Source organism: Mesorhizobium sp. Cs1299R1N3 (assembly GCF_037179625.1).
Taxonomy (GTDB): Bacteria; Pseudomonadota; Alphaproteobacteria; order Rhizobiales; family Rhizobiaceae; genus Mesorhizobium; species Mesorhizobium salmacidum.
On the sequence record NZ_JAPYKQ010000015.1, the window covers coordinates 42,246 to 56,851 of the forward strand.

The 14,606-nt window shown below is 64.4% G+C and carries 15 protein-coding genes; all 15 read left to right on the plus strand.

The genetic code is table 11. The annotated features are described in order from the left end of the window. Positions 1-6 precede the first annotated feature (6 nt). The 15 genes from flgG to O7B34_RS25200 all read left to right on the plus strand — a co-directional run bounded on the left by flgG (position 7) and on the right by O7B34_RS25200 (position 14,459). Positions 7-795, plus strand: coding sequence for a flagellar basal-body rod protein FlgG (gene flgG, locus O7B34_RS25130; protein ID WP_337105995.1), 789 nt, complete (start codon positions 7-9; stop codon positions 793-795). Between the two features lie 6 nt (positions 796-801). Further along, positions 802-1,338, plus strand: coding sequence for a flagellar basal body P-ring formation chaperone FlgA (gene flgA / locus O7B34_RS25135; RefSeq protein WP_337148568.1), 537 nt, complete (start codon positions 802-804; stop codon positions 1,336-1,338). After that, the gene (locus O7B34_RS25140; RefSeq protein ID WP_337148569.1) at positions 1,335-2,576 is read left to right on the plus strand and encodes a flagellar basal body P-ring protein FlgI; all 1,242 of its coding nucleotides are present in this window, start codon (positions 1,335-1,337) and stop codon (positions 2,574-2,576) included. The genes flgA and O7B34_RS25140 overlap by 4 nt, the downstream gene beginning before the upstream one ends. 3 nt (positions 2,577-2,579) lie before the next feature. Beyond that, positions 2,580-3,161 carry a MotE family protein gene (locus O7B34_RS25145; protein WP_337148570.1) on the plus strand — a complete coding sequence of 194 codons (582 nt, stop codon included), beginning with the start codon at positions 2,580-2,582 and terminating at the stop codon, positions 3,159-3,161. After that, positions 3,158-3,862, plus strand: a complete 705-nt coding sequence (flgH, locus tag O7B34_RS25150; protein WP_337148571.1) for a flagellar basal body L-ring protein FlgH — start codon at positions 3,158-3,160, stop codon at positions 3,860-3,862. The genes O7B34_RS25145 and flgH overlap by 4 nt, the downstream gene beginning before the upstream one ends. A gap of 35 nt (positions 3,863-3,897) precedes the next feature. Continuing rightward, a complete protein-coding gene (locus O7B34_RS25155; protein ID WP_027144756.1) occupies positions 3,898-4,392 on the plus strand; it encodes a flagellar basal body-associated FliL family protein in 495 nt (164 codons plus the stop codon). Beyond that, the gene (fliP, locus tag O7B34_RS25160; RefSeq protein WP_027144757.1) at positions 4,389-5,120 is read left to right on the plus strand and encodes a flagellar type III secretion system pore protein FliP; all 732 of its coding nucleotides are present in this window, start codon (positions 4,389-4,391) and stop codon (positions 5,118-5,120) included. Before O7B34_RS25155 ends, fliP begins: the two co-directional genes overlap by 4 nt. Positions 5,121-5,321: 201 nt before the next feature. After that, positions 5,322-6,248, plus strand: a complete 927-nt coding sequence (locus O7B34_RS25165; RefSeq protein WP_337138662.1) for a flagellin N-terminal helical domain-containing protein — start codon at positions 5,322-5,324, stop codon at positions 6,246-6,248. A 217-nt stretch (positions 6,249-6,465) separates the two neighbouring features. After that, positions 6,466-7,389: a flagellin N-terminal helical domain-containing protein gene (locus tag O7B34_RS25170; protein ID WP_337148572.1), complete on the plus strand. Its 924-nt coding sequence runs from the start codon at positions 6,466-6,468 to the stop codon at positions 7,387-7,389. Between the two features lie 190 nt (positions 7,390-7,579). After that, positions 7,580-9,229: a flagellar basal-body MS-ring/collar protein FliF gene (fliF, locus tag O7B34_RS25175; RefSeq protein WP_337138666.1), complete on the plus strand. Its 1,650-nt coding sequence runs from the start codon at positions 7,580-7,582 to the stop codon at positions 9,227-9,229. Positions 9,230-9,232: 3 nt separating this feature from the next. Then, a complete protein-coding gene (locus tag O7B34_RS25180) occupies positions 9,233-9,850 on the plus strand; it encodes a hypothetical protein (protein ID WP_337148573.1) in 618 nt (205 codons plus the stop codon). Continuing rightward, positions 9,847-11,208, plus strand: coding sequence for a MotB family protein (locus O7B34_RS25185; RefSeq protein WP_337148574.1), 1,362 nt, complete (start codon positions 9,847-9,849; stop codon positions 11,206-11,208). The genes O7B34_RS25180 and O7B34_RS25185 overlap by 4 nt, the downstream gene beginning before the upstream one ends. Continuing rightward, positions 11,205-12,575, plus strand: a complete 1,371-nt coding sequence (locus tag O7B34_RS25190) for a chemotaxis protein MotC (RefSeq protein WP_337148575.1) — start codon at positions 11,205-11,207, stop codon at positions 12,573-12,575. The genes O7B34_RS25185 and O7B34_RS25190 overlap by 4 nt, the downstream gene beginning before the upstream one ends. Continuing rightward, positions 12,572-13,942 (plus strand): flagellar hook-length control protein FliK, encoded by a 1,371-nt coding sequence (fliK, locus tag O7B34_RS25195; RefSeq protein ID WP_337148576.1) that lies wholly within the window; start codon positions 12,572-12,574, stop codon positions 13,940-13,942. Before O7B34_RS25190 ends, fliK begins: the two co-directional genes overlap by 4 nt. Then, positions 13,875-14,459, plus strand: coding sequence for a transglycosylase SLT domain-containing protein (locus O7B34_RS25200; RefSeq protein WP_181166653.1), 585 nt, complete (start codon positions 13,875-13,877; stop codon positions 14,457-14,459). The genes fliK and O7B34_RS25200 overlap by 68 nt, the downstream gene beginning before the upstream one ends. Positions 14,460-14,606 lie beyond the last annotated feature (147 nt).

Below are 14,606 nucleotides of genomic sequence, written 5' to 3' on the forward strand. Positions count from 1 at the left end.
CACGCCATGAAAGCACTCGCCATCGCCGCCACCGGCATGAATGCCCAGCAGACCAATCTGGAAGTCATCGCCAACAACATCGCCAACATCAACACCACCGGCTACAAGCGCGCCCGCGCCGAATTCTCCGACCTGCTCTACCAGGTCGACCGCACGCAAGGTGTGCCGAACCGTTCCAACGCCTCGCTGGTACCGGAAGGCGTTTCGATCGGTCTCGGCGTCAAGACGACCGCCGTGCGTAACGTCCACACACAGGGCGAGCTGACCAGCACCGGCAACAGTTTCGACATGGCGCTCACCGGCAGGGGCTGGTTCCAGATCGAGGGTGCCGATGGCGGCACGCTCTATACGCGCGCCGGCGCCTTCAACACCAACGCCACCGGCCAGCTGGTGACGGTTGACGGCGCCAGCGTCATTCCGGCCATCACCGTGCCGGTCAACGCCGTCGAGGTCATCGTCAACAAGACCGGCCAAGTCTTTGCCCGCATCGACGGTCAGACCGACCTGCAGAACCTAGGCCAGCTGCAGATCGTCAACTTCGCCAACGAGGCTGGCCTTGCGCCGCTCGGCGACAATCTCTTCCAGGAAACGACGGCCTCCGGTCCCGCCAATGTCGGCGTGCCGGGCGACCCGGGCTTCGCCACCATCCAGCAAGGCTATCTCGAGGCTTCCAATGTCGACCCGGTCAAGGAAATCACCGAGCTGATCTCGGCGCAGCGCGCCTATGAGATGAACTCCAAGGTCATCCAGGCCGCCGACGACATGGCCTCCGTCGTCTCAAAGAACATCAGGTAACGGATGATGGCCATGCCGATCTCCTGCTCCGCATTCCGCCGCGCCGCGCTGACCCTTGCGCTGGTGGCCGGCGGCATGCCGGCTTTCGCCCAGGAATCGGCCAGCCAATCGACGGGCCAGTCAGCCACCCAGATCGCCAGCAACCAGCCTGCCGGCGAGGTCGTGCTGATCCCCAACCGCGTCATCTATCCCGGCGAGACGATCGAACTCGGCGCCCTGAAGCAGGTGACCCTCATCCCGGGCAAGCACAAGCCGGATGCGGTGACGACCCGTTCCGAGGAACTCCAGGGCAAGATCGCCAAGCGCACGCTGCTGCCGGGCCGCTACATTCCTTCCACCGCCATCCGCGAGGCCTGGCTGGTCGAACAGGGTGCCGCCGTGCAGGTCTTCTTCGTCGCCGGCGGGCTGACGATAACGGCGACCGCCGTGACCTTGCAGCCGGGCTCGGCCGGCGACTTCATCAAGGTTCGCAACAGCGACAGCGGCAAGATCCTCTCCGGCACGGTGATGGCCGACGGCACAATCCAGGTCGGCGCTTCATGATGCGCCCATTTGCCCTTCTGCTCGCGGCGGCACTTGGCCTGCAGCCGGCGCTGGCCGATGGCCTGACGCCCAAGGCCAAACGCGAGCTCGCCGCCAGGAATGGCGGTGTCTACGACGATCCGCAATATGATCCGGCCACCACCACGCGTATGTTCCGCGTTTCGCCCGGGCCAAGTTCGCTGCCACCAGGCCAGGTCGCTTCGCGCATCAAGGACATTGCGCAGCTGCAGAGCTCGCGCGACAACCAGCTCGTCGGCTACGGCCTCGTCATCGGGCTGGCCGGATCTGGCGACAGCCTGCGCAATTCGCCGTTCACCGAACAGTCAATCCGCGCCATGCTCGAAAATCTCGGCATCGCCACCGAAGGCGGCAGCGCGCGCGCCAAGAATGTCGCCGCCGTCATCGTCACCGCCAACATGCCGCCCTATGTGCAGTCGGGCGCCCGCATCGACATAGACGTCTCCTCGATGGGCGACGCCACCTCGCTTGCCGGCGGCACGCTGATCATGACGCCGCTGAAGGCGGCGGACGGCGAGATATACGCCGTCGGCCAGGGCGCGGTCATCGTTTCCGGTTTCACCGCCCAGGGTCAGGCCCAGCAATTGACGCAAGGCGTGCCGACCGCCGGCCGCGTGCCGAACGGGGCCATAGTCGAGCGGCAGGTGAAGGCCGAGTTCGACGACCAGTCGACGCTGACGCTGCAATTGCGCAATCCCGATTTTTCGACCGCTATCCGCATCGCCGACGCGATCAACGACTACACCGCCCAGCGCTTCGGCATGCGCGTGGCGGCAGAGCGCGATTCCCGAACCGTGCAGATCAGGCGGCCGAAGAGCGTTTCGGCGGCCCGCTTCTATGCCGAGATCGAGAACCTGGTGGTCGAGTCCGACACGCCGGCCCGCGTCGTTATCGACGAGCGCACCGGTACCATCGTCATCGGCAACGACGTCAAGATCTCGCGTGTCGCCATCAGCCATGGCACGCTGACGGTGCGCATCACGGAAGCGCCGCGCGTCGTGCAGCCCGAACCCTTCTCCAAGGGCGAGACCGCCATCGAGCCGTTCACCGCCATCGATGCCAGCCGGCCCGATGCCCGCGTCGCCGTGCTCGACGGGCCCGACCTGCAAACCCTTGTTTCCGGCCTTAACCGTCTCGGCGTCAAGCCGGACGGCATCATTGCCATCCTGCAAGGCATCAAGTCGGCCGGCGCCCTGCAGGCCGATCTGGTTCTCCAATAGGCGATGCCGATGATCTCCTCCCTCTCGTCCCGTGAAAGACGCCGCTCCGGCACCTTCCTGTTTGCGGCCACCCTCGCGGTCATGCCTGTTTTTGGCGGCGCACACGCGGACGATACCGTGCGCCAGGTTCTGCCTGGTGCGCAGCCCGTGGTCGCGCCGCAGCAATTGACGCGGCAGAAAGCGCCGGACCAAAGCGAGATCGAGCGCTTCTGCTCCAACATCGCCGACGCCGCTCGCGACCGCCGCTATGCCTTGCAGGCCGAGGAGTTGAAACAGCTCCAGGCCGGCATCGACGAGCGCATGAAAGCTCTGGACGCAAAGAAAGCCGAATACGAGACCTGGCTGAAGCGGCGCGAAGTGTTCCTGGCCCGGGCCGAGGACGGTGTCGTGAAGATCTATGCCGGCATGAAGCCCGATGCGGCGGCCGAACGCCTGGCGATCGTCAACGCAGACCTGGCCGCGGCCATCCTGATGAAGCTCGATTCACGCAAGGCGGGCGTCATCCTCAACGAAATGGACCAGAAGGCGGCGGCGACGCTCACCGGCATCATGGCCAGCGCAGCCCGAAGGGTAGATCCGTCATGATCCGCAGAATGCTCATCCTGTGCGCGGCGGCAGCCTTGTCCGGCTGTGGAACCAACTTCAAGGAGATCGGCAGGGAACCGGCGCTGTCGCCGGTCGGATCGGGCATCGGCAGCGACGGGGCAGCGCCCTACAGCTATCCTCAGCCGCCCGCCACGCCGGTCAAGAAGTTCTCTCTGTGGGACGACCGCCAAAGCCGGCTGTTCACCGATCCCAGGGCGCTGCGCGAAGGCGACATCCTGACCGTCAGGATCAAGCTCAACGACAAGGCCAACTTCAAGAACCAGAACGACAGGAGCCGCACTGCCGCGCGCAAGCTGGGCTATGACGTCACGCTCGGATGGGACGGCCACAGCACCAGCGGCAAGGGCGACGCCGGCCTGAATTCCAGCACCGAAACCAACGCCGACGGCGAAATCAAGCGCTCGGAGAACCTCGAGCTCAACGTCGCCGCCGTCGTCACCGAGGTCCTTCCCAACGGCAATTTGATGATCAGGGGTTCACAGGAAGTGCGCGTCAACTACGAGCTCAGGGTGCTCACCATCGCCGGCATGGTGCGTCCGTCGGACATCGGCGCGGAGAACACCATCTCCTATGAACGCATCGCCGAGGCGCGGATCTCCTATGGCGGCCGCGGTCGCGTCAGCGAGATCCAGCAGCCGGCCTACGGCCAGCAGGTCCTCGACCAGGTTCTTCCGTTCTAGTTGTTGGCATTCTGGGGATTGGAGAGCAAAGCGCCGTGGCCAATGTCGAACAGGTTCAGCCTCGCAAGGGTCCTTCCCTTGCCATCCAGGGCGCCATGCTGCTCGTGGTGACGGCGGCCGCCATCGGCATGGGCTGGATGTCAGGCGGCTACCTCAAAGGCGTCGATGCACCACCATCGGTGCCGGTTGCGCCTGAAAATGAAGGCAAGGTCGCCCAGCCCGCCGCCGCACAACAGCCTGGTACGGGCCCGACGCTTGTCGCACTGGCGCCGATCACCACCAACATCGCCTCGCCCGCGGATACCTGGATCAGGATGGAAGTATCCGTGGTCTATGACGCGCCGCAGCCGCCGGCCATGGCGGAGGACATTCAACAGGATCTTCTGGCTTTCGTACGCACCCTGAAGACGCACCAGATCGAAGGCGCCAGCGGCTACCAGCATCTGAAGGCCGATCTCGACGAACGCGCCTCGATCCGCAGCCAGGGGCACGTCAAACAGGTTCTTATCAGGACATTGCTGCTCGAATGAGAAAATTCCTTCTTGCCGCGGTACTGATCGGTGCCGCCACCTCCGTCGCGGCGGCCCAGCAACTGGACCTTGGCGGCATCGGCAAGGCCGATGGCACCACCGTCGGCTACATCATCCAGATGTTCGGCCTGCTTACAGTCTTGTCGGTGGCGCCGGGGCTGCTGATCATGGTGACGAGCTTCACCCGCTTCGTCATCGCCTTCTCGATCCTGCGTGCCGGCATCGGCCTGCAATCGACGCCGGCGAACCTCATCCTCATTTCGCTGTCGCTGTTCATGACCTTCTATGTCATGGCGCCGACCTTCGATCAGGCCTGGAACACCGGCGTCAAGCCGCTGATGGACAACCAGATCAGCCAGACCGAGGCCTTCGAGAAGATTTCCGATCCGTTCCGCACCTTCATGCTGCACAATGTGCGCGACAAGGACTTCGATCTTTTCGCCGATCTCGCCCGCGAGCGCGGCCAGGTCGTTGCCAAGGAGACCGTCGACCTGCGCATCCTGGTGCCCGCCTTCATGATCTCCGAAATCCGGCGCGGCTTCGAGATCGGCTTCCTGATCGTGCTGCCATTCCTGGTCATCGATCTGATCGTCGCCACCATCACCATGGCGATGGGCATGATGATGCTGCCGCCCACGGTCGTGTCGCTGCCGTTCAAGATCCTGTTCTTCGTCCTGATCGACGGTTGGAACCTGCTCGTCGGCAGCCTGGTGCGCTCTTTCACCTGAGCGCCAGCGCCCACACAAGTCGGGATCCGCGATATATTTTCGATTAACCGTCCAGTTTAGCCCTTTGGTAGGAACTTGCCCGCATATTGCCTCGCATGGCGGGTGATCGGGTCTCAGCGATCATTGGCATGATGCCGCACCGTCATACCGGACAAGCCGGTATGTCAAAAAAACACCTGTAAAATCAAGGTACGAGTAGCCATGTCCAGTATCATGACCAATTCTGCTGCGTTGACCGCCCTGCAGAGCCTCAACACCACCAGCAAATCCCTCGAACAGACCCAGGCCCGCATTTCGACCGGCTACCGGGTCGCCACCGCCTCCGACAACGCCGCCTACTGGTCGATCGCGACCACCATGCGTTCCGACAACAAGGCGAACTCGGTCGTGCAGGATGCGCTCGGCCTCGGCGCCGGCAAGGTCGACACCGCCTACACCGCGATGAACAAGGCGATCGACGTCGTCGATCAGATCAAGCAGAAGGTGCTGCTGGCCAAATCCGCAAGCCCGGCAGATCGGGCCAAGATCCAGAGCGAGATCGCGTCATACCAGGCACAGCTCACGGACAACGTCGGCGGCGCCAACTACGCCGGCTCCAACCTGCTCCAGACCGACTCGGCTGCAACCACGACCAAGTTGTCCGTGATCTCGTCCTACAACCGCAGCTCGGCCGGCGCCGTCACCACCGGCACGATCGATGTCACACTGGCCAACGTCCGGCTCATCGACTTGAACGCCACGCCTGCCGGCATTCTCGACACGAAGACGGCCGGCACGACCGGTGCGATCAAGCCTAGCGTTTCAGTCCTGACGCTCGATGTCACGACGGCGGGCTTGGACGACAAGGACTTCAACGACCTCCTCACCAATGTTGAAACCGCTCTCGGCAAGATGTCGACAGGCGCAGCCGGACTCGGTGCTGCCAAGTCGCGCATCGACATGCAGACCAGCTTCATCTCGAGCCTCAGCGATTCGATCGACAAGGGTGTCGGTACGCTCGTCGATGCCGACATGAACAAGGAGTCGACCCGTCTTCAGGCCCTCCAGGTCCAGCAGCAGCTCGGCATCCAGGCGCTGTCGATCGCCAACGGCTCCTCGCAGCAGATCCTGTCGCTGTTCCGCGGCTGATAATACCTCCGGCGGCTTCGGCCGCCCACCGATCATGGCGGGCCGTGCTTCCGATGGAAGCACGGCCCGTTTTGCATCTGAAGTACTGTCCTTCTCGGGCAAATCACTTTAAGCCGATGTTAACCATGTTGTCGTAACTATGGTTAACCGATGGTTTCTGCCGGTCCAGCCTTGGCGTTGGCGTGGAAGGCAGGTGGTTTCAGGAAGGGGTAGACCAGTGGCAAGTATCATGACCAATGCAGCTGCGCTGACGGCATTGCAAAGCCTCAGCGCGACGAACAAGGCTCTCCAAGAGACGCAGGGCCGTATCTCCACCGGCTACCGGGTCGCCGAAGCCAGCGACAACGCCGCCTACTGGTCCATCGCCACGACAATGCGCTCCGACAACAAGGCGAACTCTGTCGTGCAGGATGCGCTCGGCCTCGGCGCCGGCAAGGTCGACACCGCCTACACCGCGATGAACAAGGCGATCGACGTCGTCGATCAGATCAAGCAGAAGGTGCTGCTCGCCAAGACCTCAAGCCCGGAGGATCGGGCCAAGATCCAAAGCGAGATCGCGACGTACCAGGCCCAGCTTATCGATAGTATCGGCGGCACCAACTATGCCGGCTCCAATCTCCTGCAGACGGACTCCACCTCGACGACGACCAAATTGACCATAATCTCGTCGTACAATCGCGATTCCACCGGCAAGGTCACGACTGGCTCGATCGACATCGCGTTTGCCAACATACGGCTGATCGACACGAACGCCACTCCGGCCGGCATACTGGACAAGAGCGGCACGGCGTCCACCAGATCCATCCTGAAAATAGACGTCACAAATCTTGTCGGCGTGCCCGGTACGACCGAATCCCTGCAGTTCGACAACCTGCTTACGGACGTCGAAAAGGCGTTGGGCTCGATGGCGAATGCCGCCGCGGAGCTGGGCGCTGCCAAATCACGCATCGACACCCAGAAGAGCTTCCTGTCGAACCTTTCCGACTCGATCGACAAGGGCGTCGGCCAGCTCGTAGACGCCGACATGAACAAGGAATCGACCCGCCTCCAGGCGCTGCAGGTCCAGCAGCAGCTCGGCATCCAGTCGCTCTCCATTGCCAATTCCAACTCGCAAAGCATCCTGGCGCTGTTCAAGAACTAAGCTGGTCGGGCTGAACTCCTTCCTGTCTCTCTGAAAAGGCCGCGCTTCAAGCGCGGCCTTTTCGGTTCCTTGCTCGCAACAGACGCGATCAGGTTTGGTCGTCCCCCTGGGCAATGGCGCGGCGGCCCATTTTCGCACAAGCTTCGAGGATTAGTGTTCCGGCGGACAGTCATGCTGGAGTCGCTCAATCGTGCCGGAACAGATCCAGAGCATCATCTCGAATCTCCGCGGCTTTGGCGTCAGGCGCCTCGCCATGCTGGCGGGCATCGCTGTCCTGGTGATGGGCGTCATCGGCATTGCCTCGGTCTACCTCAACCGCCCGGCCTACGACACGCTCTATGTCGGGCTCGACCGCTCCGACGTGAACCAGATCGGCCTGGTGTTGGGCGAAGCCGGCATCGGCTTCGACGTCGGCGCGGACGGAACCTCCGTGCTGGTGCCGGCCGGCACCACGGCGCAGGCGCGCATGCTGCTTGCCGAGAAGGGCCTGCCGACCAGCGCCAATGCCGGCTATGAGCTGTTCGACAATGTCGGCGCGATGGGCCTCACCTCCTTCATGCAGCAGATCACCCGCGTGCGTGCGCTCGAAGGCGAGATCGCCCGCACCATCCAGTCCATCGCCGGCATCAAGGCGGCGCGCGTCCACATCGTCATGTCCGAGCGCGCCAATTTCCGCCGCGACGAACAGCAGCCCTCCGCCTCGGTCGTCATCCGCTACGCCGGCATCGACGCGGAGAAGAGCGCCATGTCGATCCGCCACCTCGTCGCCGCTGCCGTGCCTGGCCTGTCGGCCGACAAGGTGACGGTGCTCGATTCCAACGGCAATCTGCTGGCCGCGGGTGATGATCCCTCCAACACCAGTGCCGCCCGCACGCTCGGCGTCGAGCAGACCGTGGAGGCGCAGATCGGTGACAACATCCGCCGCGCCCTGACACCCTATCTCGGCCCGGACAATTTCCGCGCCAGCGTCAAGGCCGAGGTCAACACTGACACCCGTCAGACGGAAGAGACAATCTTCGACCCGAATTCCCGCGTCGAGCGCTCGGTGCAATCGGTGCGCGCCAATGAGAACAGCAACCAGAAGCAGGCTTCAACTCCCGCCAGCGTCGAGCAGAACCTGCCCGAGACCCAGGCGACCAGCACCGAGGGTCCGCAGACCTCCTCGGCCAACGACCGCAAGGAGGAGATCACCAATTACGAGATCAATTCCAAGAAGATCGCCACCGTCTCCAACGGCTATTCAGTGACCAAGATGTCGATTGCCGTCGTCGTCAACCAGGATCGGCTGAAGACGATCCTGGGCAAGGATGCAACACCGGAGCAGATCGCCAAGCGCGTCGCCGAAATCCAGAAGATGGTGAGCTCTGCCACCGGCTTCGACGACAAGCGCGGCGACGTCATCGACGTCTCGGCTGTCGAGTTCATCGACGGGCTGGACGGCGAGGCGGTGCCCCAGGCGGGAATGCTCGATTCCATCGGCCAGCATGCCGGCACGCTGATCAATGCCGGCGCCTTCATCGTCGTGGTGTTCCTGGTCGCCTTCTTCGGCCTGCGGCCGATGGCGGCCGCGTTGACGGCCAGGGCGACGCCCGCCATAGCAGGCCCCAATTTCGATGAAGTCCAGCGCTCTCTGCCGACGCCGGAGGCAGCCGCTTCCGCCGATGCGGGTGCCGCCATTGGCGCCCTGCCCGGCACGCGTGCCGGCGCCACCCCGCTCGATGATCTGCGCCAGAAGATCAGGCCGGCCCCGCAGGAGCGGCTTGCCCGCATGGTCGACATCAACGAGGAACGCACCGCGCAGATCCTGCGCAAATGGGCGGCCCAGGAAGTCGCGGCGTAGACCATGCCCTCCGCAGCCCTCTTCGATCTTCTCCCTGATTTCGGCACGCGCGCGCAACGCGCCAGCCAGCCCCAGGCCGCCGCCGAGCACAAACCCGAGGCGGCACCGCCGGCCGATATCGGCACGCTGATCGCCGAAGCGGTTGCCCAGGCGGAGGCAGCGCTCGGCGAACGGCTTGCCGCGACGCATGAAGCAGCGCTGGAAGCGGAACGCCAGGCCAATGCCGAGGAAGCAAAGGCCTTTCTCGACAGCTTCGGTGGCGATGTCGGCAAGGCGGTCTCGTCGCGGCTCGACGCCATGGAGGCGCGCGTGACGGATCTTGTCGGCGCCACGGTCGCCCGCATCATCGGCGGCGTGGTCAGCGATGATCTGCGGAAGCGCTCGCTTGAAGCGCTCGCCGGCGCGGTCCGCGAAGCCGTCGGCGATGGTGAAGCCGTGCGCATCACGGTCCGCGGGCCGCTTTCGCTGTTCGAAACGCTGAAGGCATCGCTTGGGCCGCGTGCCGAAAATCTCGACTTCATCGAGGCGTCCGGCTTCGACCTGACGGTCACCATCGACGAGGCCGTGTTCGAGACGCGCATGGCCGAATGGTCGGCAACACTTTCCGAGGTGTTGTCATGAGCGTCGCCGATGCAGATCATGGCAGGCACGAGATCATCATCGTGCGGCGCGGGCATGACGACCACGACGAAGGTCACCATGGCGGCGTCTGGAAGATCGCCTTCGCCGACTTCATGACCGCGATGATGTGCTTCTTCCTGGTCATGTGGCTGATCAATGCCGCCAACGAACAGACCAAGGCGGCCGTCGCCAGCTACTTCAATCCCGTCAAGCTGGTCGACCGTGAGTCGAGCCGCAAGGGCCTCCAGGATCTCGGCAATGGGCCGCGCTCGGTCGGGCTGATGGCCGACGACCCGCAAGAAGCGACAACCAAGGCCGGGCAGGACGGCAGCGGCGCCGCGGGCTCATCCAACCGCAAGCAGGAAAAACAGGAGCCGCAGCAGTCGCCACAGTCCGACGAGCATCTTTTCGCCGACCCCTATGCGGTGCTCTCGGAGATCGCCACGGATACCGGCGTCATGCAGAATGTCAGCCAGAAGGGCGATGGCGGCGCGCAGAATTCCGGCCCGGCGACGGGTGCCTCGGGCGGCGCGTCCTACCGCGATCCCTTCGAGCCGGACTTCTGGTCGCAGCAGGTCGCCGCGCCCGGCGCCGAGGCGAGCGCCCAGCGTCCCAAGATCGAGGGCGACCCGCTCAAGTCCGGCGACAAGGCGGCCGAGACTCAGGTCGCCAAGGTCAAGGCCGTGCCGCCCGCACCGCCGGTCAAGGACGCACCACTCGAGCCCCTGGCCGGAGATGGCAAGAATACCGCCGCGACAATGGTCAAGACTGGCGATGCCAAGGCCGGCGATGCCAAGGCGGGCAACGCCAACGCTGGAGACAACAAGGCCGCTGATGCGGTCGCAAAGCAGGAGGCCGTAAAAACCGAGGCGGCGGACAAGGCTCCGACCGCCGCCGCGCTGAAGGCGGCTGCCGACGTCAAGCAGCAGCTCGCCGATGCCTTCAAGCCCGGTGACAAGCTGCATGACGGTGTCTCGGTCGAAGCCACCGACAAGGGTGTCGTCATCTCCATCACCGACCAGCTCGACTTCGGCATGTTCGAGGTCGGGTCGGCGGTGCCGAGCCGCGAGCTGGTGCTGGCGATGGAAAAGATCGGCCACATCGTCAACAGCCAGAAGGGCACCATCAGCATCAACGGCCACACCGATGCGCGCCCTTTCCGCAGCGCCAGCTACGACAATTGGCGGCTATCGACGGCGCGGGCGCACTCCGCCTATTACATGCTCGTGCGTGGCGGCGTCGATGAACGCCGCATCACCGAGGTTGCCGGCTTCGCGGATCGCCAGCCCAAGGATCCGGCAGACCCAATGTCGGCGGCCAACCGCCGCATCGAGATCCTGATGGCGACCGGCGGATGAAGCGGACGGCGCTGACCAGCCGCCTGATGGGCCTGTTGCTGCTGGCCACGGCGTATCCGTCGGCGGGCTTCGCCCAGGATACGCTGCAGCCCTATCAGTTGGTGCGCTCGTTGCAGCTCGTCCAGGACCGTATCGCGGCCGGCGATCACGCCGCGATGCCGATGCAGGCCAAGCTGCTCGAGATGACCGATGCACGGTTGCGCGCGGCCGATGCCGAGGATTTCAAGGATCCCAGGAATTTTCGCGCGCTCCTGGTCTACGGCATGAGCGGCGGCAATCCGGTGACCGTCGAGGCGGCCGTCTCGCGCGCCGCCTCCGATCCGCGCAACCTTGCCATGGCCAAAGGTGTGATCGACTACCTGAACGGCCGGCCGGGCGAGGCGATCGAAGCCCTGAGGCCGATCGATCCGATGGCCCTGCCAGGCGATCTCGGCGCGTTCCTCGCTTTGGTCAAAGGCTCGCTGCTTGCCACGGACCAGCCGGCGACCGCACTCACGCTGTTCGATGAGGCCAAGCTGCTCAGCCCCGGCACTCTGGTCGAGGAAGCGGCGTTGCGGCGCTCGGTCGGCATTGCCGTGACGCAAGGCGACGCGGCACGGTTCGCGCTTGCCTCCACCCAGTATGTCGAGCGCTATCTCTATTCGCCCTACGCCAGCCAGTTCGCCGACTCCTTCGTCTCCGGCGTCATCGCACTGCACATGTCGATCAGCCAGGACAAGCTTGCCGACATCACCTCGATGATGGATCCCGAGCGCGAGAAGGTGATCTATCTGCGCATCGCCCGCCGCGCCGCGATTGACGGCATGAGCGACTTGTCGGCCTTCGCCTCGGCACGGGCCGAGCAGGGTCGCGACGGCAACACCAATCAGGGCGATCCGCGCGCCCTGCTCTATTCCAGCCTGTCCACGGTGACCTCCGATACCATCGAGGACGTGCGCGCCAAACTGGGCAAGATCGACCGCAGCAGGTTGTCGGACGGCGACCGCGCCTTGCTCGACGCGGCCCAGACCATCGCCGGTGAAGTGGTGGCGCCACCTGCCTCCCCTCCGGCGGCAAATCCGGCGCCCGCCCCGGTTGTGCCATCGCCCGAACCCGAGGTTGCGGCCGCGCCGACCACCGATGCCGCCGGATTGCCACCTGTCGAGGGCGCCGTCCCTGAACAGACCGCCGTAGCGCCATCCCTGGACACAGCAGCGGCTGCGCCGAACGCATCCACGCCCGCAACCGATGGGGCGACCGTCCTGCCGGCATCGGCACCGGCGGCCTCGGCCAGCGCCGGCACGACAGACCCGGCCGACGCCGCCATGACGAAAACCCGTCGACAGCTAGACCTGATCGACCAGATGCTTGGAGCCGCCCCGAAATGACCCCCAGCCTCGGCCCGGCCCTGCCAGGATTTACCGCCGCGCGCACGGCCGAGCAACCGGCCGCGTCCGGAAGAAAGGACGACACCGGTTTCGGAGAGATGGTGCACGGCGGCGCGAGCCCTGCCCATTCGGAGAAGCAGCCCCCGGCCGAGGCAGGCTCCCGCGATCCGCGGTGGAGCAGGCTTGCCGCGGAGCTTGCGGCAAAGGCAGGCGAGGACAAGCCGATGCCCGCCGGCAAGGCAAGGGCCACGCCGAGCGGATCGTCTGCCGCGAAATCCATGAAGGACGGCAAGGACGCTGGGACGGACAAGGATGCCGATGCCGATGCGCCGGCCGCCGATCCGGGCGCAGCGCCGCTCGACGGGCATCTGCCGCTGCTGATGGCGTTTCATGACCTGCGCCATTTCTCGACATCGACCAAGTCGGCCGCCTCGAGCGCGAGCGAAACAGGACAGGGCTCTGCTATCGATGGACAGCTTCCGTCGAAGGCCTATCGGCAGAAATCTGCAACGGGGCGTGACGATCTCGAACCCATGTCCGAGCCTGAGCGGGTGTCGCTCGTCGACGGGCCGTTGACGAAACTCGACGGCAAGCTCGTCCGCGATGCCGCCGGCGCGCCGAAACACGACAATGCCATCGTGGCCGGCCCGCTGCCCGAGGCGCCCGCGGAGGTGCCAGGCGTGGAACAGGCGCCGCCGCAGCTGAAATCCATCGCCGACCTTCAGTCCTCATTGCGGTCCGAGCCGGGAAAACAGCAGTCGGCAGCGGCGCGCATCGACGTGGTTTCCGAACGCAGCTTTCCCGCACCGCCGCAGGCACCGATGAGCCAGGCAGCCCTCAACGTGATCGGCGCCATTTCAGCCGATGGGGGCCCGAACCAGACGCTTTCCACGGCTTCCGCGACCGCTCGACTGACGGGCTCTGTTGCCGTTCCGACACATGTGTTGAAGATCGAACTTCACCCGGCCGAACTGGGCATGGTCACGGCCCATCTTCGGCTCTCCGGAGAACAACTGTCGATTGAATTGAAGCCCGAAACACACGATGCCTATCGCCGGCTTTCCAGCGACAGCGAGGCGATCGTCAAGTCGCTGCGCGGACTGGGCTTCGAGGTTGATAAGGTCACGATCCTGCAACCTTCGGTCGCAATTGCCCCTACAACCCGGACGGATGCAACCGCCTCAGTGAGCGCTGCACCCGGCCGCGATCCATCATCCTTCCAGCCCGGAAATTCCGGCGGCGGCAATAATGGAGCCGGCGGCCAGCAGTCGGGTCAGCAATCCGCAAGGGGTAACCATGATGAAGCGCAAGCACACGGCCGCGCCGCTTCGCCTTCTCGCGAGCGCGCTGGCGATATATTTATCTAGCCTCGCGAGCAGCGCCGGCGCCGCCACCAATCCTTGCGAACCCGAGATCCTGCGTGCCGCCGACCGCTATGGCGTACCCGCCGGCATCCTCTATGCCGTCGGATTGACGGAAACCGGCAACAAGGGCAGTCTTCAGCCTAATGCCTTGAACATAGAGGGAAAAGCAGTCTTCCCGAGAAGCCGGGCCGAAGCGCTTGCCGCCTTCGCCAACGCCCAGCGCGAGGGCAAGACACTGATCGATCTGGGCTGCATGCAGATCAACCATCACTACCATGCCTCGCATTTCCGCAGCGTCGAGGACATGCTCGACCCACGCCAGAACGTCGACTACGCGGCAAGCTTCCTGGCCAGCCTCCATGCCCGCCATGTGACCTGGTCGATGGCCGTCGCCCGCTATCATGCCGGTCCCGACAACGATCCGGCGCAGAAGGTCTATGTCTGCAGGGTGATCGCCAACATGGTGGCCACCGGCTTCGGCAAATGGACCACGAACGCTCGCGCCTTCTGCAACCCATAAGCGCATTTTCTGCTTCTAATACATCAACTCCCTGGATGCGAAGCGGTCCATTCGACTTGGTCAAGACTTGGACTCACAAACATATCTGGCTGCACGCTAATGCAACCGCTCCGATTCCAGACTCCCAAGAAACTAGTTACAAGAAAT

Excerpts from the sequence above, each read along its gene's own strand:
- flgG (WP_337105995.1), top strand. The coding sequence starts at position 7 with ATGAAAGCACTCGCCATCGCCGCCACCGGCATGAATGCCCAGCAGACC.
- flgA (WP_337148568.1), top strand. The coding sequence starts at position 802 with ATGGCCATGCCGATCTCCTGCTCCGCATTCCGCCGCGCCGCGCTGACC.
- O7B34_RS25140 (WP_337148569.1), top strand. The coding sequence starts at position 1,335 with ATGATGCGCCCATTTGCCCTTCTGCTCGCGGCGGCACTTGGCCTGCAG.
- O7B34_RS25145 (WP_337148570.1), top strand. The coding sequence starts at position 2,580 with ATGCCGATGATCTCCTCCCTCTCGTCCCGTGAAAGACGCCGCTCCGGC.
- flgH (WP_337148571.1), top strand. The coding sequence starts at position 3,158 with ATGATCCGCAGAATGCTCATCCTGTGCGCGGCGGCAGCCTTGTCCGGC.
- fliP (WP_027144757.1), top strand. The coding sequence starts at position 4,389 with ATGAGAAAATTCCTTCTTGCCGCGGTACTGATCGGTGCCGCCACCTCC.
- O7B34_RS25165 (WP_337138662.1), top strand. The coding sequence starts at position 5,322 with ATGTCCAGTATCATGACCAATTCTGCTGCGTTGACCGCCCTGCAGAGC.
- O7B34_RS25180 (WP_337148573.1), top strand. The coding sequence starts at position 9,233 with ATGCCCTCCGCAGCCCTCTTCGATCTTCTCCCTGATTTCGGCACGCGC.
- O7B34_RS25185 (WP_337148574.1), top strand. The coding sequence starts at position 9,847 with ATGAGCGTCGCCGATGCAGATCATGGCAGGCACGAGATCATCATCGTG.
- O7B34_RS25190 (WP_337148575.1), top strand. The coding sequence starts at position 11,205 with ATGAAGCGGACGGCGCTGACCAGCCGCCTGATGGGCCTGTTGCTGCTG.
- fliK (WP_337148576.1), top strand. The coding sequence starts at position 12,572 with ATGACCCCCAGCCTCGGCCCGGCCCTGCCAGGATTTACCGCCGCGCGC.
- O7B34_RS25200 (WP_181166653.1), top strand. The coding sequence starts at position 13,875 with ATGAAGCGCAAGCACACGGCCGCGCCGCTTCGCCTTCTCGCGAGCGCG.